This is a genomic window from Variovorax pasteuri, from assembly GCF_051216435.1.
Taxonomy (GTDB): Bacteria; Pseudomonadota; Gammaproteobacteria; order Burkholderiales; family Burkholderiaceae_C; genus Variovorax.
In genome coordinates this window covers 35,979-55,410 of record NZ_JBPJZS010000010.1, presented here as the reverse complement: position 1 = coordinate 55,410, position 19,432 = coordinate 35,979, and the positions used below count along the sequence as shown (strand labels likewise).

Sequence of the window (19,432 nt, the reverse complement as noted above, 5' to 3'; positions counted from 1 at the left end):
GGTCAGCCATCCCATCTTGACTAAGAAGTCTTTCTTCTCGGCTCGAGGCCAAACTTTCGATCTCAGGCTATTCATAGGCGCTGAAGATCACAGCGAAGCATGCATGCCTTTGCAACACAACTAAGAAAATGGGCTGCACGAATCAAGTGCGACGGCGTGACGCTGTGGTTCGCCAGCAAACACCCGGCAACACCTTGGTATGCCAAGGCGCTCGGCATGTTTGTCCTGGGCTACGCACTCAGCCCGATCGACTTGATCCCCGACTTCATTCCTGTGCTTGGCCATCTTGACGACGTTCTTGTCCTTCGGTCCCTGATCTGGTTCGTCAACTTACCGCTTCATGACCAGATCGGGCTGCTGTGCGTCGGACGTCCGAGATTTAGCACATGCGATTGCGCTCGGGCCTGAGGGCTGCGCCGAACAAATGGGATAGCCGTTGAGTAGCTGCTCACCAGCACGCACCGTGCTTGTCCGACAATGGATTTAGGGGGCGCGTGGACTTGACGGAAGCGCCTCCAGGGCCGCAAACCCTTCTTCCAAGGCAAGTTCAAATTCTGAAAAGGACTTCTGGGATTGAGCGATCGGGCTGTTGGCAGAGCCCGCGCCTTTATGCTCGACCACGGCCCAGGCAAATGCACCGGGGCTGACTTCCTCGACGACGACACGGAATTGGCTTGACGGGATCATGGCGCGCTCCGCAGTGAGCAAAATTCAGTGCGAGGCCAGAACGTTGACCTGATACGACACGTCCAGCAACTTTCCTTTTTGCGCGTAGTAGCGGTCAAGCCGCCATTCCTTCAGGATTTCCATCGAGAGGGAGAACGTCCCAAGGTCCAGCGCATAGAGACTAGCGAGAGGAAAATCGGTCTCGGACTCCAGAGCCAGGACCAAGCGAGCCAACGCTCGAGATTCTTCGCTGTTCGGATCGGACGTGATGATCCGGCGGGCTTCTTTGATTGCGTTCATGCTATTCCTTTGAAGAACAGATAAGGTCGGCTGTCACAGCCTCGCAACGCACCGCAGGCCTACTCCGCGCCTTGTAGGTGGATTTACTTGCTTTTGAGGAGAAGAACGCTAAGGTTCTCCGGCCCGTTCGGCAGTCTAGCACCGGCTGATTATTAGGGGCAGTGCTTAGAGGGCTTCACGCTCATGCGCCATTCATTTGTGTACCGTTGTGTTCGGGTTGATGTGTTGCTCCAAAAGCAGGGAGGCGTGTGTCGATGGAGCTGCGAGCTGGAGGACGGCTCACGACTCAAAGGCGAAGCCGATGCCGCGAGACCGATCAGTGAAGATTTGAGATCGGCATGCGTTGCAGCGCGCTCAGAAATCGATCGGCGTCGCTGCATGGGTGGACCCCGCCATGGATGACGGCGTTCTGACTCTTCAGGTAAAGCGGATGACATCCAGCAACAGATTTTGCTGGATCATTCTGGAAAGACGAACTCAAGACGAGGCCATAGAGATTGCCGCCTCCTTGTGGACTTACGACAGGCCTTCGGAGGCCTACCAGGCTGGCGAAGCTGTCTTGAAAAATTCGGCCGATGCATTCCGAGTGTTGGGCCTGCCGTTCAATCCTGATGAGCTGACGCCGACTGGGTGAGGAAGTCACCGTAAGGGGCATCACTGGTGAGGAAGGAGTTCGTCGATGCGATTGCTCAGATGCGTAGGCAACAACGTCGAGCCCTATCGCTACCTCGTCGCCTTGTTCAAGGAGCTGCCGCTGGTGCAGATCGTCGACGACTACGAGGCGCTACTGCCCTGGAACATCGAGCTCGGCACCGCGTAGGCCGCCCTGCGCGGATCGGTTCCGACATCACGCGCAAGGTCGTGGTTTATTGATGGCTTGCCGTGCGATCACACCACGGTGATGACGCCCGCTGTCCCGACGCGCTGCCATGGCACTCCGAGCACATGCGCGTCGAGCCGCTCACGCGCCATCGACATCTGCGTGCCCGGGCTCGCGTTGGCACAGAGGAATCGGCCCTGGTTCAGCCGGCGTGCGCACAGCCAGATGCCGATGCCATCGTGCACGAGGACCTTCATGCGGTTGGCCCGTCGGTCGCCGAACAGGTAGGCATGGTGCTGATGCGCGGCGCCGAACACCTTCACGACGCGTGCCAGCGCCGTCTCGGTGCCAGCGCGCATGTCGATGGGCTCATTGGCCAGCCACACGGCGTCGATGCGGATCAACGCAGCCACTCGCGCAGCCAGGCTGCGCACGACGACGCTGATTCCAACGGCCAGTGCACCACTGCGGTGGCGCTGCCTCGCTTCAGTTCGATGCGGATGTCACGGGCTGGCGTCTCGGCTTCGGGCTGCACATCGAGCGCGATGAAGTCGGGCATCGGCAAGGTTGGAACGTCAGTCGCCTTCGGCGACGAAGCCCTGCGATCATCGGCACGCCATCGGTGCACCACGTTCGCATTCAGGTTGTGCAGCCTCGCGATTGCTACGGCAGAAGCATCCGGCTGCCGGCACGCCTCAAGGACCTCAGCCTTGAACCGCGCGCTGTGCTTGCGACGGGTCGCCCGCTTAACCACACCATCTATTGCGTCCACATCATTCATCGCGGACACGATGCCTGCCGACTCTCAGGCAGTCAAGATGACTTCACCGTGCGCTTGCCGACCGAGTGCGCCCAAGCTGAGATGAAGCGCCGGAATCTTTCCGGATTTTAAGATCAGCGATTATTTTTCTGCCATGCCGGAAACAGGCGCACGCGCGATGCGTCACCGCTATTGCTCAGCCAGCGAACCGAGTTTCGGGCAAACCTTGAATGTCACTTAGCTCTGCGCAAAGCAAGGCACCATCTGCTTCAGTTTTCGATTCCAGGCCGATTTGCGCGGTAGTGCAATACATCGTGTTGTAGGAAGCCCCCCCAATTGAGGACATGTGGTGGACTGTGCGGCCGTCGGCACGACGAGAGCGACAATGCCTTGAGGCGAATATCTCACCAGCCGACCGCCTCCCCATTCAGCGTTCCACAGGAAGCCCTGTGAATCTATGCACGAGCCGTCCGGCGCACCGCCGCCGACCACATCGGCAAATACCCGTTGGCTATTGAGCGACGGATAGTCACAGCAAAAGATTTTCTGCTGCATGGAGTCGCAAAAATAGAAAGTGGCTCCGTCCGGACTGAAACAGATACCGTTGGATATTGCTGTGGGTGGGAGATCGAACCGTTCAATGCTCAGGGAAGCCGCGTTCAATCGATAGAACGCTCCTATTTTTCGAGGCTGCTCCGCTTCGTCCATGGTGCCGAAGACGAAGTTGCCTTCGCGATCGCAACGGCCATCACCAATGCGCGTGCCGTGATTCCCTGGCGATGGAGCAATCGTCGTAATGGAACGGTCGACCAGATTGAACATCGCCAATCGCGACGCAAGCCCAAGCAACAGCACGTCATCGTTGTTCGTGAGTGCACAAGAGCCTACCTGCTCCGGCAAAAGCCAACTGCGGACATCTGATGTCGACGAGTCGAGAGCAAACAACGTCCGTCCCACAATATCTATCCAATAGAGGCATCGCTTGCGCTCACACCACACGGGACACTCACCCAGCTGAGATTTTTCCTCTGCCGCTACTTTAGTGACAGTCGTCATCACTTTTCGACGCGGTTGCCCCGTGCCAGGTTCTCGTCTATCCACGACGCCACGTCGGTGACGGGAATCGCGCGCTTTTGATTGAAGGTATCGCGTTTGTCCCATGCAACACCCCGGCCTTGCGCGAAAGCCGCGCGGTACTTGCGCATCATGTTCTGCGGGTTGCGTGCCAGTTCATCCAGCAAACACTGCTTGCCCCAGATCGAACGACTGAAAGGGCGGCCAAGGCCCGCTTGCAGCTTGTCGGCGACTTCCCCGTATGTCACGGTGTCGCCAGCGAGATACACGATCTCGTTCCGGATGCGGGGTTTCGCGAAAACGGTTTCGGCCGTCAGCATCCCGATGTCGTCGGGAGTGGTCAGCGTCACAGCGGTATCCAGGCTGCCCAATGCGTTGACCTCATCCTTTTGCAGGTCCACCACGCCGAACTCCGGCTCAAACAGGTAGCTCATGAACATACCGGTTGAGATGATGACCCACTCCATCTGCTTCTGGCTGCGCAGCAAATCGCGCACGTCCAGTTGTGCGTCAAAAATGTCCTGCGGGCTGCCGCGGCCGATCACGTCGAAATCAACCCCGAACTGCCAGGGAAAATATCGCGGGATGCCCGACTGCAAGGCAGCGCGCGCCAGCTTCATCGGCGTGTCAATTCCTGCCGCGTAGCCCGCGCAGCCGATGACCGTGTCGTATCGCGAAAACAAGTCGGCAAGTTCATCAACGGAGCTTTTCACAAGATCGCCTACAACGATATCGATGCCGAGGTTTCGGATCTCAGCGATATCGCGTTGCTTGGACGTGTCGTTGGATTCAACGGCACTCGCGCGCAGCAGCACGCTGATCTTTGTGCCTTCCTCGTCCTTTGCGCGGCGAGCGAGATTTCGTAGCACGGGCAGGCCGAGTTCTCCGGCGCCGAGTACGAGAATGTTTTGGGACGTAGCGTTAGGGTCTGCTTGGTTCATCATGTGGCCTACTAAACAAGAATTTGCGCCAGTCTAGGCACGCGTGGGCGCAAAAGAAAGAAGGCACACGCGTGATACTGGGAGCCATCTACCGTGAATCCAAGTGAAATTCTTCAGTACGCGCAGACCGTCTGTGACGGCTTGAGAGAGGATGACGATGGGGTGCGACGAGAGGTGCTCGCGCATGCCGGGAGTCGTTGGTCTCTCGGCGTCGTGCACACCCTTGGCGTGTACGGCAGGCTACGTCACGCAGAAATCGGCAGGCGTATGCACGGCGTCACACAACGCATGTTGACGCTCACGCTGCGACAGCTTGAACGCGACGGCTTGGTACTCCGTCATGACTTCGAAGAAGTACCCCCGAAAGTGGAGTACGAGTTGTCCGAAACAGGCATGGACCTGCTTGTTCGCATGGTCCCGTTGTGGACCTGGATCGTGAAGAACGCGGACCGCTTCCGAGAAGCCAGGCAAGACTTCGACACTCGCCATCGCGGTTGACCCGTCAACTGAATCTTCGTTAGCGGCAGCTCGTTCTGCCGCGCTTTACCGTCTATGCATCGGCAATCAGCATGCGGCGAGCTTCGGCGGTAAGAAATTGGCAAAGTCTTTAAGCTGCGGGGCAATCCTGTGCTTCAGCTGCTTGCAGCGGCTGACGGCGACGGTGAAGTTCACCGAGGGCGTGCCGTCAGGCCTCGTCGAGCAGATGATCTCGAAGTTCTGAGCCGACCACGTCGAGCGCCACCTGCTGGCGTTTGTGTATGGTTATCTCGGAGAGCACGACCTGCTGCGCGTGCAAACTGACGCCGAGAAGTTCTTGCTGCTGGTCGCCCTCAACCTCGTGGGGTGCGTTGCTTACGTTGGAGCACACCTGCAGTCCATTGAACCGCTTGCGGCCGGTCAAGATGGGATGACTGGACGCTCACATCTAGTCTGCGGCGAGATGCTTTATGTCGGCGATCAATTGCAGTTGCTGCAGGTACTCGCCACGGAACTTTGCCAACCACTTCACAACGGCTGTGTTATCTAGAAGACTCTTAATGTGGGTCTTGATGATCACGAGTCGAAGATTGGCCGGCCCGTAACTCTCCTCAAGCAACTTGGTGTCCGCTTGTACTGCGGCCAGTTCCCGTTCAAGGCGACGCAACGCTTCCGACGCGCCCGCGTTCGGCTGCCCTTTCAGCGCGGCTTTCTCGACCAGTTGATCCGGCGAGGTCCCGTGCAGCATGGCGAGCGCGAGCTTCAATGAATAGTTGTTCAGATTTATCATCGCCCTTGCAACATCGATCTGCCGAAACGGCTTCATCTGTCGCAACACGCCGAACATTCCACGGGTCGCTGGCTTGTCGGCCAGCAGGGCAACTGCCTCATTGCACACTCCGTCCAGAAGTCGAAATCTCGCCCGTATCGAATCCTCTGACAGCCCAAGGGCCTCCGCCAGCTTGGCGATCGAAGTCCCATCCTCCGCGGCTTTCAGAATCATTCGATGCTCTTGGACAACCGACAGCCGGTTGACTCGTCTGTTGTACGTGAAGCTCTCATCGTCCTTGGAGATCAGGCACCTCGCTTGAGAGGCACCAAGGTCGCTCAAAGCTTCAACGCGAAGATGACCATCGAGTACTAAGAAGCACCCGGGCAGATCTTCTTTGGGTATGACGACGATTGGCTCTACCAGGCCGAGAGCCTGAATCGACGATCGTATTTGCCGATACTTGACGGATGCTTTCACCTCGACCGGCAAAATCTTGGAGTGATGAAGGACGCCGAGGGGTATGTCCAGGCAATCTCGCTCGAAGCCCAGATGAATGGTCTTAAAAGAACGGGTCATCTTAAAAATCCCCCTCGATGAGCGATGTCTGCGAGAGGCTGCGGCACGTTCGTCAGCTTCTCCGACCGCAGGACGGCACAAAAATCTCTATCAGAGAAGAGCTCTTTGAATATTTCCTCGGCAAGCAGCAAGGCGCCGTTGGTTCGCTCTGCCTTTTTCTGAATCAGACGATGAGTCGCCGTGTCACGTTGGTAGAGTTTCGTCAGGTCTTCCGAACTCATGTGCCGCTTTGGCCCTGTCTTGGAAAAATCGTTACGGCCCTGCTTCCCGCTTCGAAGCCGTTGCTCGAGAATCTTTCGAACAATGCTGACTTTCTTTCCCTTGAGGTCGCCGCGCTCATAGGCCTCCATCAAGATGTTCTGTGCTTCGTCCCCCGTCGCCCTCGAAATCAAGATGGCGAGGTGCAAAGGGATATGCCCAGCCTCCGTTGCGGCGAGCAAGCGCTTTTCGCCACGATCTAGTAGATTACCGACATTGTTGACCCACGATGCAGTACAGCCAATTTTTTCTGCAATCTGAGAGTCGCTGTAACCGCGTTTTCGAAGAGCACCGACCTGCTCGAGTGTTTCATTCGCTCGCGGCAAGCGACGCGCCACGTTCTCAACAATGCTCATGACATGGCCTGTCTCTTCGTCGGTGTCCACGACGATCGCAGGAATCTCAGTTTGCCCCAGCATTTGACAGGACTCCAGGCGCCCCTGACCGCAGATCAACGCGTACTGGGTCGTCGCTCCCGGTTGGGTTCGCCGGACAGTGATTGGACGCTTGAGCCCGACTTGCTCGATGTTGTCGGTGATCTCGCGGTGGACTTTGCCGTTACGCGCACGTGGGTTGATGATCGCAATCGCGTCGATTGAGATCATCTCGATCCTGGCAGAGTGTTCCATCAGGCAGCCTCTCGTAAAGTGACTCTACCCGCGAGCAAGTAGAAGTCATCAAGTGTTGGTACCCGGTAGGCATCCAAGGTGAATTCGTTTTCTTCCTTGGTCGGCAAGCGCTCCCTCGAGAAATCAAGCGACGGGAAGACGTAATAGTCCAAGGCTCTATGGTTCCTTGCGTCCATTCTTGCTACAACCGTGATATCCGGATCAAGGCTGGTATCAAATCGGATGTTCCATCGGTAGCGTCCGCTCGGCAGCGGCTTGCAACGTGCGATGACGAGTGACACAGTGAAGTCGTTGTTGATAGTAAGAAGGTCCGTCTCCGAATCGAGCGAGGTCCATCCTCCATTGCCTTCGATGCCTGCCGTCATCTCCGAGATGATCTCCGGGTACCGTTTTCGCAGTACCTTGTTAATTTCAAGATATGCGTAGTCACGTTCAGGAGTGAATCCCACCAGGTCATACGCCCGCAACAAACTGCCGAAGCGGCTGCGGTATGCAGAACTCGAAGGAAGGTCATCCTCTTCGTCGATGACGATGCCAGAAAGACCTCCGTACTTTTCAAGCGCCCGTCGAAGCAGGTCCAACATCTGTCCATCGTCCAGGTGGCGAGATCGTGCAGCAATGATCTCTCTCACCCGAAAGAACTGCTCGGAAGATACAAGTGCCGGAAAGGCGGCGTCTTTTCGAATCCAGTCGGCCGGTGCGTTGCGCTCGTGCTTGATCTTGAGTTTGAACGACGTGCGGTTGTAGACGTTGTTGCCGATGTACTTCTCGTTCGTCAGGATCTGATGAACCGTTCCTCGTGTCCAAGGATGCCCAGCCTCGGATCTGATTTCCATTCGATTCAAGGTGGAGGCAATGACGCGCTCGGGCATCCCTTCATCCAGGAACAGGCTGTAGATTCTCCGAACGGTCGCGACCTCTTCGCGCGGCCCTTCGACCAATAGCACGCGATCGGTCTGGAGGCTCTTTCTTTCGCCACGCTCGAGGATCGCTTTGACGTTGTGCTGCTCGTCTATAAGTTGGCGTCGGAGACCAAAGCCCGGCGAGCCTCCTTGACGGTAGCCAAGCTGAACGAGCGTGCGATGCCCAGCAAAGACCTTCACCGACAGCTCGCGGCTGTATTCCGCTGCCATGCTGCGCTTGAGGCCGACCATTACCGTTGCGGAAAGTGATCCGTCGTTCTTGAACTGCTCGGCGCAGTAAATGACCTGGACCCCTCGCCGCTTGCAGGTTCGTTCGTACTCGCCTGCTTCGTCGGGGTCAGGGAAGCGCCCCCATCGACTCACGTCATAGACCAGCACCGCTTCGAAGTCAGGCTTGGGTAATTGGACGTCCCTCAGCAGATCTTGAAGGCCCTTTCTACCGCGAATATTGAGTCCACTTTTTCCGGCATCGATATAGGTGTGCACGATCCGCATGTTGTGCGCATCGGCATATTCGAGGATCGCAGATGCTTGATTTTCTGTGGAGTAGCGCTGATGCTCCGTTGACATCCTCACGTACTGGGCAACCGGGATCCCTCCTTCCTCCGGAGCGTTCGGACCAGCTTCTTGTGGAATGTGTGTCATGCCGTTTGACCAATTTTCGGCATTCTCAAACTCGAAACAAGGAAAGTGAAGCAGTTTCCTACTCGGTTGTTACGCAATGTGGTTGCCTCGCGTACCGCGCTGACTTATGCACGCCCAGCGATTTCGCATTCAATCCGCGCAACCTCCAGTTACTCATTTGCTCGGTAAATCACCGTTTTCTGGACCGCCAGTCGCGCATGCCTTCGGCGATGCCGACAAACCATCCCGGCGCGCTGTCAAAGTCTTTGAGAAGGTGGTTGTAGCGCAACGCACGCGCATTCCAGGCGCGTCGTAAGGTTGCCTCCACATCGGACATCATCCACGCGCCAAGCTGCAGCAGATGAAAACGCTCGTGCCGTGGCCTGACCTCAAAAACCGAACGCCCTGATGCCATGACCGCGCTATCCACACCCAGTTCGGCCAACAGGTGATCGTGTAAATTCACCGTCACGTATGCACTGCTCAATAGCTTCAACACTTGTCGCAGGACTGCAAGCTCTGACCAATCCAAATCTGGAAGTCCAAACCCTTGATGCGTGTCGAGCGCAGCTTGGCGCAGTGCCAACCAATCCATGCCCTGACTGCTGTAGCCGTCGAACGGCGTTTGGGGCGCTTCGTCATAGCGCGCGCCGCAAGCGTGGCAACTTCTCATTGGCACTTCGCCGGAGGCTTCATCCCGGCCGAAATCCATCCGGAAGTAAGCCACGGCCTCGCCGCAATGGTGACAACGATCCTGCAGCAGACATCGATGGATCGAGCAGAACGTAGTGAATGCCAGCCTCCAACGCTTGCGAAAGTACGGCTGCTCGTCTGAGGCGAGACATGCTGGACAGAACTGCTGCCCATAGGCCCGTCGGGTGCGGTGATACATCTTCAGATTCAGGATCCATGGCAAAACGCCCGAAACCTTGAACTGGCTGAATAGTGTGCCCTCGAACGCCCGCAGGGAAGTGCCGAAAGCGATCTCCCGCGGAGTCGCCGTACGCAGGATCAACTCGTCCAGCAGCCAATTCGGTGCCAACCGGTCGATGTCCCGATTCCAGACCTGTAGGCGGTTGCCGAAGATCAGATTGCAGAAGGTCTGGACCTTTAAGCCCATTCCATGAGCGAGCCGCACCAGCCAGCTGGAAGTCAATTCATCAGGAAAGGGCTTATAGCGGACCGGCCAGAGCGAGGGCGTCAGTCCGCGCATGGCTTCAGATGGCCTGTTGCACGCCTGGCTGAACGCTGCGCCTACGCTTCGACGGCGGCGTCCAGACCAAGTCATCGATCAGAGCCTTGGTGATCTGCTCACCACCGGTGGCGATCGCCTTGACAGCCGCGTTTCGTACGAGCGAGCAGATGTCACCCAGGGAGTCCTCGGCGCGCTGTTGAATCAATCGCAGCATGGCGACGGACTTCAAATCGGAAGGCTTTTTCAATGGGATCCGCTTCTCCATGGTCGCCAGCAACGTGCCCACCTCTTTGGGAGTTCGCCATCGCGGCATGTACATCGTTTCGAACCGGCTGCCCAGCTGTTCGTCGATCGTGAGCGCGTTCAACGCGTCGTAGGTGCCGGCGGCCACCATGCGAACCTTGGTGTCGTTTCCCAGGTTCTTGAGCGCATTGCGGAACTGGCGCTGTTGCAGCTGGTGCCCTTGAAGGGAGTTGTTGATCTCGTCGATCAGCAGAACCTTGACAGCGACCTTGCGAAACATGATCTTGATCTGGGAGTACTTCACCGGTTCGGACGCATTCGGCTTGTACGGGACCAGCAATGCATCCAAGATGTTCGTGTAGAGCGCGTTGATATCAGGTTCTGGGGGGCAAGTGATTACGACCACGTCGACGATGGAGGTCGGAGCTTCGGGAGAGACGACCGGAGTGTGGAGGGACACGAAGCGCTCGAGCACCGTCGACTTCCCACTGTGCGAATCCCCCACGAGCAGAAGGTTTGGCGGGCGTGTGGAAGGCGGGTGATTGAGCAGGAATTCCATAAATTCCAGCGCCTTCACCGAGGGCGCCAGGGCCATCCACGATCCCATCAGGATCGCATTCGTCCGCTCGACTGCAGACGCGTCGATAAGCGTGAGTGCCTCCTTGCCGAGATGAGGGTACGGCGAGTTCGGTGTCGACGGGCTCGGTTTCTTGGGCATGAAGTACCTACTCCTCTTCAATCGGGAAGATCTCGTCCGGGTCGTATCCTGCGATCGAGTCCGGGGGCGAAGTAGGCGCCATCTGTGAGGCGCGCGGCAGCTCGACAGGCCCGCGTTCACGCGCCTTCGCATGCTCAGCACGCCTCTGCATGTTTTGACGGGCCGTCTTAGTCGTCTCCGCGCTCTCCTGCTCGCGCTTTCGCCTCTCCAACACGATGGCCATTACGGCGCGGGTGTCTTCAAGCCTCCCGCCACCATCCTCCTGGATGCGCTGTGCCGCGTCGTACTCCCATTGGCTGATGCCAGGCGGCAGGCTCGGATCCGCATAGGGAATCCGCACGTACTGCTTCTGGATAGGGTCCCGAAAATAGAGCACGCTGACGTCGCGAGGGTCCCGACCGAAGCGGTGGTAGACGCTGGTCTTGGTCTTCGGATCCTTGATGTTCACGTACGGCCTCAGGCAGTCGTGGAAATAGACGATGCGATCGATCACCACGCCTTCAGGATGAATGACCCGCTCCTGAAATGGAAGCAGATCGATACGCAGCTTTTCCGCATCCTGAATCAAGGCCGGCCGTCCTCGTCCTGGTTTGGTCTTCGTGCCCAGGATGCCCTCCTTCCACTTTTGCGCCGGCGGCATATTTAGCGTCGAGTGCTTCTCCAAGTGGTACTTCTCTATGGTCAGATACAGCCATGACTCCAGTTCCGTGAGGGTCATGGTCGCCGTCTTCTCCGAGTCGTATTCACCTCTTTCCTTGGGGTTTGAGAACGTGGCCCCGGGTAGCGCCTTGATCTTGGAAGCCAGCGTACCCATGAAGCGTTCGATGATGGCGCCGTACTTGGGATTCTTGACTGGGCGGAAATGCGCGTCGATATGGTGCTCCTTGCAGCCGAACTCGATCAACTTACCCCTGAACTCCTTGGCGTTGTCCATATGCACGACGTCCATGACGCCGTAGTACGGCCACTCGACCTGGTTCGTCAGACCCAGTTCCTCAAGGCGCTGGCGCTTGGTCAGGATAGCGTTCGTGATGCACAGCCCCGCGGACAAGCTCGACGGCGGATCGAGGGACACATAGAACCCCAAGATGACACGGCTGTAGCAATCGATGAGAACCGTGATCCACGCGCGCCGGATCGCCTTTCGGTACTTGTCGTCGACAACGATGATGTCCAGCAGTGTGTGGTCCATCTGCGCGATGGCAAGTGGGTAGTCCGCATCCGGCAGCTTGTTGCCTCTGCCTGGCGTCTTGTTCGCTTCGAACTTCCTCGCCTCGGCCTCGCCCTTGCGCTTCTTGGCTCGCTTCTTCTCTTCGATTTCGTCGATGCGCGAACGAATCGTGTTGGGTGCCGGCGGCTTGATGCCTGCGACCGCGCAGTCCGCCTCGATTTTTTCGACCAAGGCCTTCTTGCCGATCTTCTGCCCAGTGAGATAGTGGTTCTTGATGCCGTCCTGGATCACGTGCTCCAGTTCGTCAGAAAGGCGATTCTTTCCTCGCCCGCCGCTCGGTCGGTAAGGAAGCAGGCTCGAGAGCAACTGCGTCTCGTACAGATCGTGCATTAGCCGATAGAGGGTCGCCTGCGAAATCTCAAGCTCCGCACAAGCTTGCTCCCGAGCCTCCTTCGAAACCGTCCTCATGGCCAGCAGCGGCGTCAGGATCTTGCGCCGATGCTCGGCAATCTCCCAGTCATGCGAATCCACGTCGTCCAGGTTGACCTGCTCGGCCACCTTGATCTTCTTTCCTCGCCTGAAAACTTCCCGAAAGCCGAGTTCGTCCAGATCCAGCGTCGCCAGCTCTTCCGTCCCCAGTTCCTTCGCCATCACCTTCATCAGGCCGACGAACCGCAGGATGACGAACTCCTTGCCGTCCTCGGTCTTGACGACCATGCCTTCACGCGGCTTCAGCAGGGGAGCGGCTCTATGGCGAGGATCGGTCATGGCTCGGCGCCCGGAACGATCCACGCATCGAGTTCCATAGGAGCGTCCAGATCCAGCAGGATCCTGCGGTGCGCGACACAGGTCCAAAAGTGATGGAGCATTTCTCCGTCCTCGTCTGAATGGGCGTCCAGCAATTCCCCGACGGTAGAGCTTTCGCCCTGCCCAGCAAGCCAGGCAAGGAGCCGACTCGATGCCGCGGCATCCGGCGGATTCCTCAGGTAGCCGCGCAGGTACTTGATGTTCTTGAGCCGCTGAGCCGGGAAGTCTTCCTGGCTTTTCTTGATGAAGATCCAGCCACGCTCCGCGCAGTACGCCTCGGCAGCCCTGAACTTGGGCGCGTACTTCTCCTTGTTGGACTCGAAATCCGCCCGGGTCTTGACCTCGGTCAGCTCTGAAGGACGTCCCAGCCCCTTGCGATAGTGGACGAGCACATCGGGCACGTACCCGTTGCGCACACCTTTCACCGGAATTCGCACCGGCTGGACCTCAATACTCAGGACGTCATCGTCGGGGCCCAGCAGGAGAACATAGTCCTTCTCCTGCAGCGACTCGAACTCCTGAAGCTCCTCCGAATGGCGCGTGTGCATGCGCCCTGTCACCACCAAGTAATTCTTTGGGATTCTTCGTACTGGCATATCTTCTCCCCCGAGAGATGCCGAATATTCTCATACTCTTTTGACGGCGTCAGATCCGGATGCCGCAGGGTCTCGCCCGGCGACATGCGTGGACCTCGCTGCTTTGAGATTTGTGCCCGGGGGAAGGCCCTAAGGGCTCTCCGGGGAGGCGAGAGGGCCCACCCCGGGCGGCCACCCGGACTGGCCCCGGGGAGCCCCGAAAGCCCTCCTAAGCAGACGGCATCGCCGAGCAGACGTGGTGCATGCAGACGCTGTGAAGTCAAGACGCAGCAGATCCTTCAGGGGGAGGCACAGGCGCCCTCCCTTCAAGCCTCGATCGGCTTGCTAGGCCAGGGGGCTCTGGGGATACTGCACGCATCGAATCAAAGGTAGGCGCAGAAAATGGCAGCTATCCCCAAGAAAACCGCAGCGAACGCGACCACGGACCGTCGTGTCGCAGCGAAGTGGTCCAAGATCGTCGCCGAATCGGGGTGGACCTCGTTCCCCAACGTCATCTTCGAGCGTCAGCAAGCTTTGCAACTCTCACCGCTGGATATCAACATCCTTCTGCATCTGGCAGGCAACTGGTGGAACGCCGGCAGCAATCCGTACCGCTCCAAGAAGTCATTGGCTCAAGCGATCGGCGTGCACCCGCGGACCATCCAGAAGCACATCGAGGAGATGGAGCGCTGGGGGTACATCAAACGCATCTACCGCAAGGCGGGTGTGGGCGACAACCTACCCAACGAATACGACTTCAGTGGGCTGATCGAGAAGATCACGCCTTTCGCCAAAGAGAAGCTCAACGAGCGCGCCAAAGCGCAGGCGGAGAAGGCCGCCGCGATCACCCGCAAACGACCGCTGCAGGTGATCACCGGCGGCAAGTGAAAAAGGCGAAACCCGCCTGGTGCTGCAACACCGAAGCGGGTTTCTTTTGCAACTGGTCCTGGAAAGGGACTTCGGAGAAAGGAGGCTTTCAATGCTTTGGCTGCGCAAGCACATCACATTAGGGTAGCCCGTTCGGGTTGCATCCGAGCGGGCATCTTACGTGAGAGGCGGGACGCTGTCTCGCCTCTCCCTCACGCGTATCGACCAGCATGGCAGATCCGTCAGAATCCCCAGGGAATCTCCCCAAAAAAGAGGCAAGCAAACAATGGCCAGCGTTTTTTTCTCCTACAGCCACAAAGACGAGGAATTGCGCAATCAATTGGAGGCGCACCTGGCACTTCTCAAGAATCAGGGCCTCATCGACGCGTGGTACGACCGCCGCATCATTGCCGGAGACGAGGTTGATGATGCGATCTTCAGCAAGCTCGAGACTGCCGACATCATCCTGCTGCTGATCAGCTCGGACTTCGTCAGCTCGCCATACTGCTTTTCCAGGGAGATGAAACGGGCCATGGAACGCCACGAAGCGGGCGAGGCACGGGTCATTCCGGTCATTCTTCGCCACTGCGAGTGGCATAGCGCGCCGTTTGGCAAGTTGATGGCGGCGCCGAAAGACGGAAAGCCGGTCGTTTCATGGCCCGATCGCGACGAAGCATTGGCCGACGTGGCCAAGCAGGTTCGCCGGGCTGTTGAAGACATCGCAGCGCCTGCCGCATCTCAACAAGCGCCGCGCGCACCACGTACAAGCTGGTCAGCACCTCCCGCAGTCCCAACGGATTCGCCGCCACCAAGGCCGGGGCTGCCGCGATCGAGCAACCTGAGAGTCAAACAGGAGTTTTCCGAGAAGGACCGCGATGATCACCTGCGCTCGACGTTCGAATTCGTGAGCAAGTTCTTCGAAGGCTCCGTGGGGGCAATCGGCGAGCGGAATCCGGACGTCACAGGCAACTACGAGCGCATCGACTCCCGCCGTTTTGCCGCGATTTTGTATCGCAATGGCAAGAAGCTGGCAGAGTGCTCGGTTCGGATGGAAGGGCTGAGCGGGCGCAGCAACGGCATCGCGTTTTCCCATGACTCATCTGCAAACCAAGGATCATTCAACGAACTGTTGAGCGTTGAGGCGAATGAACAGTCGCTATTTCTGAAGCCATTGGGCATGGGCTTTGGCGGCGGCGAGCGCCACAAACAGCTCTCGCAGGAGGGGGCCGCAGAGTATCTTTGGGAGTTGTTTATCAGCGCCGCCCAGCGATAGAAGAGGTTGAAGACTACTGCTATTCGTTCAGAACAGCACGCCCACCTGAAACAAGGAAAATGCAGTTATCCACTCGAAGAAATCGCGAGCGCATTTTATTTTTCTCATTCACTTTTGTATTTTTCTCATTGACTTCTGAAATTTGTGAATGACGCGTGATGTTTTTTCTCACCAACTTCCGGACGCTGTCACTGGCGCACGCCGCAGGCGGTTGAGCGTTTCGGGCAAGCGAATGAAAAAAGGCCCGTCGAGGGCCTTTTTCAATGGCGGCGCGAGGGCAACGGGTCGCGCGCCCGCCACCGGGGCCTAAGGCAAGTCCAGCCTGTACCCCACCCCATAGATCGACCGGATCAGCTCCTGCCCCCCGCTCGCCGCGTCCAGCTTGCGGCGCAGGTTCTTCACATGGCTGTCGACCGCGCGATCGGTCACCGCGCGCTGGTCGGCATGCACGTGGTCGAGCAGCTTGTCGCGCGACAGCACGCGCCCGCGCGCATCGGCCAGCGCCTTCAGCAGCCGGAACTCGATCGGCGTGAGGTCCAGCGCGGCCCCCTGCCACGATGCCTTGTAGGCCTGCGCGTCGATCTGCAGCGCCGACACCTCGCGCGCCGAATGGCCGCTGCGGCGCAGCAGCGCCTTGACCCGCGCCACCACCTCGCGCGGACTGAACGGCGTCTTGCAGATGTAGTCGTCCGCGCCGATCTCCAGGCCCATCAGGCGGTCGGCCTCTTCCACGCGCGCGGTGAGCATGATGACCGGCACGTCGCTGAACAGGCGCAACGCGCGGCACACGCTCATGCCGTCCTGGCCGGGCAGCATCAGGTCGAGCAGCACCAGGTCGGGCCGGCGCGCCTTCACGCTGGGCACCACCTCCAGCCCGTTGGCCAGCCATGCCGAGGTGTAGCCGGAGGCCTGCAGGTAGTCGGCGAGCAGCGCGGCCATGCGCGGCTCGTCCTCGACGATCAGGACATGTGCGGCCGAAGGGGGTGTCATGGGTGCGTCGTTCATCGCCGGTCCTCAGGCACGCGGCAGGCGGATCGCGACCCACACGCCGCCCAGCGGCGAGGCCTGGGCCTCGATGGTGCCGCCATGCGCCTCCACGATGCTGCGGCAGATCGACAGGCCCAGCCCCGCGCCGCCGCTGGCGCGGTTGCGCGAGCCCTCGCCGCGAAAGAAGCGCTCGAACAGGCGCGGCAGCTGCGCCGCCTCCACACCCGGCGCCGAATCCATCAAATCGACGGCAAGTTGCGCGCCCTCCTCGCGCGCCGCGATGCGCAGCACGCCGCCCGCATCGGTGTAGCGGCAGCTGTTGAGCACCAGGTTGCTGAACAGCTGCTGCATGCGGCGCTCGTCGGCGAACGCCACCAGCGGCTGCGCCGGCAGGTCCAGTTCCAGGCGCAGGCCCGCAGAGGCCAGCCGCTCACGGAAGCCGTCGACGCTCGCCTCGACCAGTTCGCGCAGGTCCACGTCGGCCTTGCGGTACGCGAGCGCGCCCACGTCGGCCAGCGACAGGTCGTAGAGGTCGGACACCAGCTGGTTGAGCATGCCCACCTCGTGCTGCAGCGAGCGCACGGCCTGCGCGTCGAGGCGGCGCACACCGTCTTCCATCGCCTCCAGCTCGCCGTGCAGCACGCCCAGCGGCGTGCGCAGCTCGTGCGACACGTCGGCCATGAACTCGCGGCGCATGCGCTCGTTGCGCTGCAGCGTGTGGGCCAGTGAATTGAAGTCGCGCGCCAGCTGTCCCACCTCGTCCTGCGAGGCCACGGCCACGCGGCTTTCGTAGTCGCCGGCGGCCAGCCGGTGGGTCGCCGCAGCCACGCGCTTGACGGGGCCCAGCAGCACCCGCGCGATCCACCATGCGATGCCCGCGGCCAGCAGCACGCACAGCACGCCGATGACCCAGCTCGCACGCGCCTGGTTCTGCTGGAAGCGCTGGTCACCGGCCTCGCTCACGTTCTGGAACGGTGCCATCACCACCCAGCCCACGGTCTTGCCGTCGACCACCACGGCGCGTTCGGCCGAACCCTTTCGCGCCTCCCTGAAGCCGGCGATCACCTTGCGGTCGGTGTCGAGCAGGCTCACGCGCAGCATGGCCCCCGTCAGGTCGGACACAGGCGGCGGCGTGCGGCCCGGATCGAAGCGCTCACCGCTCACCAAGGGCGCGGGCCGCATGATCTCGAACCACGGCCCCGGCCCTTCACGCAGAAAGTCCCAGCTGCCGTTCTGCCGGTAGGCCGCCACGGCGTTGGGCAGCACGGCGTCCAGCCGCTCCACGCCCTGCTCGTTGAGGTAGCCGACAAAGCCGCGCTCGAAGTTCCAGCGCGAGGCGGCGCCCATGGCGACCACCGCCAGCACGGCGGTGGCCAGCACGGCGAGAAAGAGCTTGGTGGTGATGCTGATCTTCATGAAGGCCCACAAGATAAGCCAGATTGCAGCCCGCACGGTGCACGCCGGCCCCAAGGCCGCGCGGGCCGGGGGACCTTCACACTCGCTCCACATTCGCTGAAGACCATGGGTTCCAACCTGATTGGAAACCCGTACATGTCTTCTCGCTTCACCCGCACCGGCCTTGCGTGCGCCCTGGCCCTCGGCCTGCTGGGCGGCATTGCGGGGTGCTCCGGTTCTACTTCCGCGCAGCCTCCCGCGGCTGCCACCCCGCAGGTGAGCGTGGTCACCCTGCAGCCTGAAAACCAGCCCGTCACCACCGAACTCTCGGGCCGCACGCGGGCCCGCCTGAGCGCCGAGATCCGCCCGCAGGTCGGCGGCATCGTGCAGCAGCGGCTGTTCGAAGAAGGCGCGCTGGTCAAGGCCGGCCAGGTGCTCTACCAGCTGGACCCGGCCAGCTACCAGGCCGCCCACGCCAGCACGCAGGCCAGCGTCGCCAAGGCCGAGGCCACGCTCAATTCCGCAAGGACCGCGGCGCGCCGCAACGCAGAGCTCGTGAAGATCGACGCGGTGAGCCAGCAGACCAACGACGACAGCCAGGCCACGCTGCAGCAGGCCCAGGCCGACCTCGGCGTGGCGCGCGCCGCGCTGGACACGGCGCGCATCAACCTGGGCTTCACGCGCATCACCGCGCCCATCGCAGGGCGCATCGAGGCCTCCACCGTCACGCCCGGCGCGCTGGTCACGGCCGGCCAGACCACGGCGCTCACCACGGTGCAGCAGCTCGACCCGATAAACGTCGACGTGACGCAGTCGACCACCGACCTGCTACGGCTGCAGCGCGAGCTGGCCAGCGGCGCGCTCAAGAGCAGCGCGAACAAGGGCGAGGCGTCGGTCCGGCTGATGCTGGAAGACGGCACCGCCTACGCCCACGCCGGGCGCCTGCAGTTCTCCAGCGTCACCGTCAACGAAGGCACCGGTGCGGTCACGCTGCGCATCCTGGTGCCCAACCCCGAGCGCACGCTGCTGCCCGGCATGTACGTGCGCGCCGTGCTCGAAGAGGGCGTGGCCGAGCAGGCCCTGCTGGTGCCCCAGCAGGGCGTGACCCGCACCGCGAGCGGCGACGCCTCGGCGCTGGTGGTCACGGCGGACAACAAGGTCGAGAAGCGCGCGCTGAAGGTGTCGCGCGCGGTCGGCAGCCGCTGGCAGGTGACCGAGGGGCTGAAGGCCGGCGAGCGCGTGATCGTCGAAGGCTCGACGAAGGTGCGTGTGGGCGACACGGTCAAGCCGGTGGCCGCCGCGGACTCCACGGTGGCCACGGCCGCCACCGTTGGCGACACCGCGCCCGCGGCCGGCGCGGCCGCCGCGCGCTGAAGGCACC

General features: G+C 60.3%; 21 protein-coding genes and 2 pseudogenes. 7 read left to right on the top strand and 16 right to left on the bottom strand.

Annotated elements, in window-relative coordinates; all coding sequences use genetic code 11:
* Positions 1–180 precede the first annotated feature (180 nt).
* Positions 181–306, top strand: a pseudogene (locus ACSFBM_RS28255) (YkvA family protein); the annotation flags it as partial.
* A gap of 177 nt (positions 307–483) precedes the next feature.
* On the opposite strand, the gene ACSFBM_RS28250 reads toward ACSFBM_RS28255, so the two are convergent.
* Positions 484–687 carry a hypothetical protein gene (locus tag ACSFBM_RS28250; protein WP_435487356.1) on the bottom strand — a complete coding sequence of 68 codons (204 nt, stop codon included), beginning with the start codon at positions 685–687 and terminating at the stop codon, positions 484–486.
* Positions 688–711: 24 nt separating this feature from the next.
* Entirely contained in the window at positions 712–966 is a 255-nt protein-coding gene (locus ACSFBM_RS28245) for a hypothetical protein (RefSeq protein ID WP_435487355.1), read from the bottom strand.
* A gap of 394 nt (positions 967–1,360) precedes the next feature.
* On the opposite strand from ACSFBM_RS28245, the gene ACSFBM_RS28240 reads away from it, so the two are divergent.
* Both ACSFBM_RS28240 and ACSFBM_RS28235 read left to right on the top strand, forming a co-directional pair.
* On the top strand, positions 1,361–1,600 hold the full coding sequence (locus tag ACSFBM_RS28240; protein ID WP_435487354.1) for a hypothetical protein: 240 nt from the start codon (positions 1,361–1,363) through the stop codon (positions 1,598–1,600).
* Positions 1,601–1,669: 69 nt separating this feature from the next.
* Positions 1,670–1,786: pseudogene (locus ACSFBM_RS28235) on the top strand (transposase domain-containing protein); the annotation flags it as partial.
* 68 nt (positions 1,787–1,854) lie between these two features.
* Here ACSFBM_RS28235 and tnpB read toward each other — a convergent pair.
* From tnpB to ACSFBM_RS28215, 4 genes are all read right to left on the bottom strand, one after another.
* Positions 1,855–2,190 (bottom strand): IS66 family insertion sequence element accessory protein TnpB, encoded by a 336-nt coding sequence (gene tnpB / locus ACSFBM_RS28230; RefSeq protein WP_435487353.1) that lies wholly within the window; start codon positions 2,188–2,190, stop codon positions 1,855–1,857.
* Positions 2,187–2,567 carry a transposase gene (locus ACSFBM_RS28225; RefSeq protein WP_435487352.1) on the bottom strand — a complete coding sequence of 127 codons (381 nt, stop codon included), beginning with the start codon at positions 2,565–2,567 and terminating at the stop codon, positions 2,187–2,189. The genes tnpB and ACSFBM_RS28225 overlap by 4 nt, the downstream gene beginning before the upstream one ends.
* Positions 2,568–2,783: 216 nt before the next feature.
* Complete coding sequence (locus ACSFBM_RS28220; RefSeq protein WP_435487351.1) at positions 2,784–3,602, bottom strand: SMP-30/gluconolactonase/LRE family protein; 819 nt, start codon at positions 3,600–3,602, stop codon at positions 2,784–2,786.
* Positions 3,602–4,561, bottom strand: coding sequence for an aromatic alcohol reductase (locus tag ACSFBM_RS28215; RefSeq protein WP_435487350.1), 960 nt, complete (start codon positions 4,559–4,561; stop codon positions 3,602–3,604). The genes ACSFBM_RS28220 and ACSFBM_RS28215 overlap by 1 nt, the downstream gene beginning before the upstream one ends.
* Positions 4,562–4,654: 93 nt before the next feature.
* Between ACSFBM_RS28215 and ACSFBM_RS28210 the strand changes: the two genes are divergently transcribed.
* The gene (locus ACSFBM_RS28210) at positions 4,655–5,059 is read left to right on the top strand and encodes a winged helix-turn-helix transcriptional regulator (RefSeq protein WP_435487349.1); all 405 of its coding nucleotides are present in this window, start codon (positions 4,655–4,657) and stop codon (positions 5,057–5,059) included.
* Positions 5,060–5,246: 187 nt separating this feature from the next.
* On the opposite strand, the gene ACSFBM_RS28205 is transcribed toward ACSFBM_RS28210, so the two are convergent.
* The 8 genes from ACSFBM_RS28205 to ACSFBM_RS28170 form a co-directional block, all read right to left on the bottom strand.
* The gene (locus tag ACSFBM_RS28205) at positions 5,247–5,462 is read right to left on the bottom strand and encodes a hypothetical protein (RefSeq protein ID WP_435487348.1); all 216 of its coding nucleotides are present in this window, start codon (positions 5,460–5,462) and stop codon (positions 5,247–5,249) included.
* Between the two features lie 24 nt (positions 5,463–5,486).
* Positions 5,487–6,386 carry a plasmid partitioning protein RepB C-terminal domain-containing protein gene (locus ACSFBM_RS28200; RefSeq protein ID WP_435487347.1) on the bottom strand — a complete coding sequence of 300 codons (900 nt, stop codon included), beginning with the start codon at positions 6,384–6,386 and terminating at the stop codon, positions 5,487–5,489.
* Positions 6,383–7,273, bottom strand: a complete 891-nt coding sequence (locus tag ACSFBM_RS28195; RefSeq protein WP_435487346.1) for a plasmid partitioning protein RepB C-terminal domain-containing protein — start codon at positions 7,271–7,273, stop codon at positions 6,383–6,385. The genes ACSFBM_RS28200 and ACSFBM_RS28195 overlap by 4 nt, the downstream gene beginning before the upstream one ends.
* A complete protein-coding gene (locus ACSFBM_RS28190; protein ID WP_435487345.1) occupies positions 7,273–8,841 on the bottom strand; it encodes a recombinase family protein in 1,569 nt (522 codons plus the stop codon). Before ACSFBM_RS28190 ends, ACSFBM_RS28195 begins: the two co-directional genes overlap by 1 nt.
* A 169-nt stretch (positions 8,842–9,010) precedes the next feature.
* On the bottom strand, positions 9,011–10,033 hold the full coding sequence (locus ACSFBM_RS28185; protein ID WP_435487344.1) for a TniQ family protein: 1,023 nt from the start codon (positions 10,031–10,033) through the stop codon (positions 9,011–9,013).
* A 4-nt stretch (positions 10,034–10,037) separates the two neighbouring features.
* On the bottom strand, positions 10,038–10,976 hold the full coding sequence (locus ACSFBM_RS28180; protein ID WP_435487343.1) for a TniB family NTP-binding protein: 939 nt from the start codon (positions 10,974–10,976) through the stop codon (positions 10,038–10,040).
* Positions 10,977–10,983: 7 nt separating this feature from the next.
* A complete protein-coding gene (locus ACSFBM_RS28175; protein WP_435487342.1) occupies positions 10,984–12,915 on the bottom strand; it encodes a Mu transposase C-terminal domain-containing protein in 1,932 nt (643 codons plus the stop codon).
* Complete coding sequence (locus ACSFBM_RS28170) at positions 12,912–13,502, bottom strand: TnsA endonuclease N-terminal domain-containing protein (protein WP_435487341.1); 591 nt, start codon at positions 13,500–13,502, stop codon at positions 12,912–12,914. Before ACSFBM_RS28170 ends, ACSFBM_RS28175 begins: the two co-directional genes overlap by 4 nt.
* Before the next feature lie 429 nt (positions 13,503–13,931).
* Between ACSFBM_RS28170 and ACSFBM_RS28165 the strand changes: the two genes are divergently transcribed.
* Entirely contained in the window at positions 13,932–14,417 is a 486-nt protein-coding gene (locus tag ACSFBM_RS28165; protein ID WP_435487340.1) for a helix-turn-helix domain-containing protein, read from the top strand.
* Positions 14,418–14,682: 265 nt separating this feature from the next.
* Complete coding sequence (locus ACSFBM_RS28160) at positions 14,683–15,669, top strand: toll/interleukin-1 receptor domain-containing protein (RefSeq protein WP_435487339.1); 987 nt, start codon at positions 14,683–14,685, stop codon at positions 15,667–15,669.
* A gap of 306 nt (positions 15,670–15,975) precedes the next feature.
* Here ACSFBM_RS28160 and ACSFBM_RS28155 read toward each other — a convergent pair whose 3' ends face one another.
* Both ACSFBM_RS28155 and baeS read right to left on the bottom strand, forming a co-directional pair.
* On the bottom strand, positions 15,976–16,674 hold the full coding sequence (locus ACSFBM_RS28155; RefSeq protein ID WP_435487338.1) for a response regulator: 699 nt from the start codon (positions 16,672–16,674) through the stop codon (positions 15,976–15,978).
* Positions 16,675–16,683: 9 nt separating this feature from the next.
* Positions 16,684–18,072, bottom strand: coding sequence for a sensor histidine kinase efflux regulator BaeS (baeS, locus tag ACSFBM_RS28150; RefSeq protein ID WP_435487337.1), 1,389 nt, complete (start codon positions 18,070–18,072; stop codon positions 16,684–16,686).
* A gap of 135 nt (positions 18,073–18,207) precedes the next feature.
* On the opposite strand from baeS, the gene ACSFBM_RS28145 reads away from it, so the two are divergent.
* Complete coding sequence (locus ACSFBM_RS28145) at positions 18,208–19,425, top strand: efflux RND transporter periplasmic adaptor subunit (RefSeq protein ID WP_435487336.1); 1,218 nt, start codon at positions 18,208–18,210, stop codon at positions 19,423–19,425.
* The last annotated feature ends 7 nt before the right edge of the window (positions 19,426–19,432 follow it).

What these genes read in the sequence shown, in the direction of transcription:
- ACSFBM_RS28250 (WP_435487356.1), bottom strand. Translation starts at nt 687, where the DNA reads ATGATCCCGTCAAGCCAATTCCGTGTCGTCGTCGAGGAAGTCAGCCCC.
- ACSFBM_RS28245 (WP_435487355.1), bottom strand. Translation starts at nt 966, where the DNA reads ATGAACGCAATCAAAGAAGCCCGCCGGATCATCACGTCCGATCCGAAC.
- ACSFBM_RS28240 (WP_435487354.1), top strand. Translation starts at nt 1,361, where the DNA reads ATGGATGACGGCGTTCTGACTCTTCAGGTAAAGCGGATGACATCCAGC.
- ACSFBM_RS28225 (WP_435487352.1), bottom strand. Translation starts at nt 2,567, where the DNA reads ATGAATGATGTGGACGCAATAGATGGTGTGGTTAAGCGGGCGACCCGT.
- ACSFBM_RS28220 (WP_435487351.1), bottom strand. Translation starts at nt 3,602, where the DNA reads ATGACGACTGTCACTAAAGTAGCGGCAGAGGAAAAATCTCAGCTGGGT.
- ACSFBM_RS28215 (WP_435487350.1), bottom strand. Translation starts at nt 4,561, where the DNA reads ATGAACCAAGCAGACCCTAACGCTACGTCCCAAAACATTCTCGTACTC.
- ACSFBM_RS28200 (WP_435487347.1), bottom strand. Translation starts at nt 6,386, where the DNA reads ATGACCCGTTCTTTTAAGACCATTCATCTGGGCTTCGAGCGAGATTGC.
- ACSFBM_RS28195 (WP_435487346.1), bottom strand. Translation starts at nt 7,273, where the DNA reads ATGGAACACTCTGCCAGGATCGAGATGATCTCAATCGACGCGATTGCG.
- ACSFBM_RS28190 (WP_435487345.1), bottom strand. Translation starts at nt 8,841, where the DNA reads ATGACACACATTCCACAAGAAGCTGGTCCGAACGCTCCGGAGGAAGGA.
- ACSFBM_RS28185 (WP_435487344.1), bottom strand. Translation starts at nt 10,033, where the DNA reads ATGCGCGGACTGACGCCCTCGCTCTGGCCGGTCCGCTATAAGCCCTTT.
- ACSFBM_RS28180 (WP_435487343.1), bottom strand. Translation starts at nt 10,976, where the DNA reads ATGCCCAAGAAACCGAGCCCGTCGACACCGAACTCGCCGTACCCTCAT.
- ACSFBM_RS28175 (WP_435487342.1), bottom strand. Translation starts at nt 12,915, where the DNA reads ATGACCGATCCTCGCCATAGAGCCGCTCCCCTGCTGAAGCCGCGTGAA.
- ACSFBM_RS28170 (WP_435487341.1), bottom strand. Translation starts at nt 13,502, where the DNA reads ATGCACACGCGCCATTCGGAGGAGCTTCAGGAGTTCGAGTCGCTGCAG.
- ACSFBM_RS28165 (WP_435487340.1), top strand. Translation starts at nt 13,932, where the DNA reads ATGGCAGCTATCCCCAAGAAAACCGCAGCGAACGCGACCACGGACCGT.
- ACSFBM_RS28160 (WP_435487339.1), top strand. Translation starts at nt 14,683, where the DNA reads ATGGCCAGCGTTTTTTTCTCCTACAGCCACAAAGACGAGGAATTGCGC.
- ACSFBM_RS28155 (WP_435487338.1), bottom strand. Translation starts at nt 16,674, where the DNA reads ATGAACGACGCACCCATGACACCCCCTTCGGCCGCACATGTCCTGATC.
- baeS (WP_435487337.1), bottom strand. Translation starts at nt 18,072, where the DNA reads ATGAAGATCAGCATCACCACCAAGCTCTTTCTCGCCGTGCTGGCCACC.
- ACSFBM_RS28145 (WP_435487336.1), top strand. Translation starts at nt 18,208, where the DNA reads ATGTCTTCTCGCTTCACCCGCACCGGCCTTGCGTGCGCCCTGGCCCTC.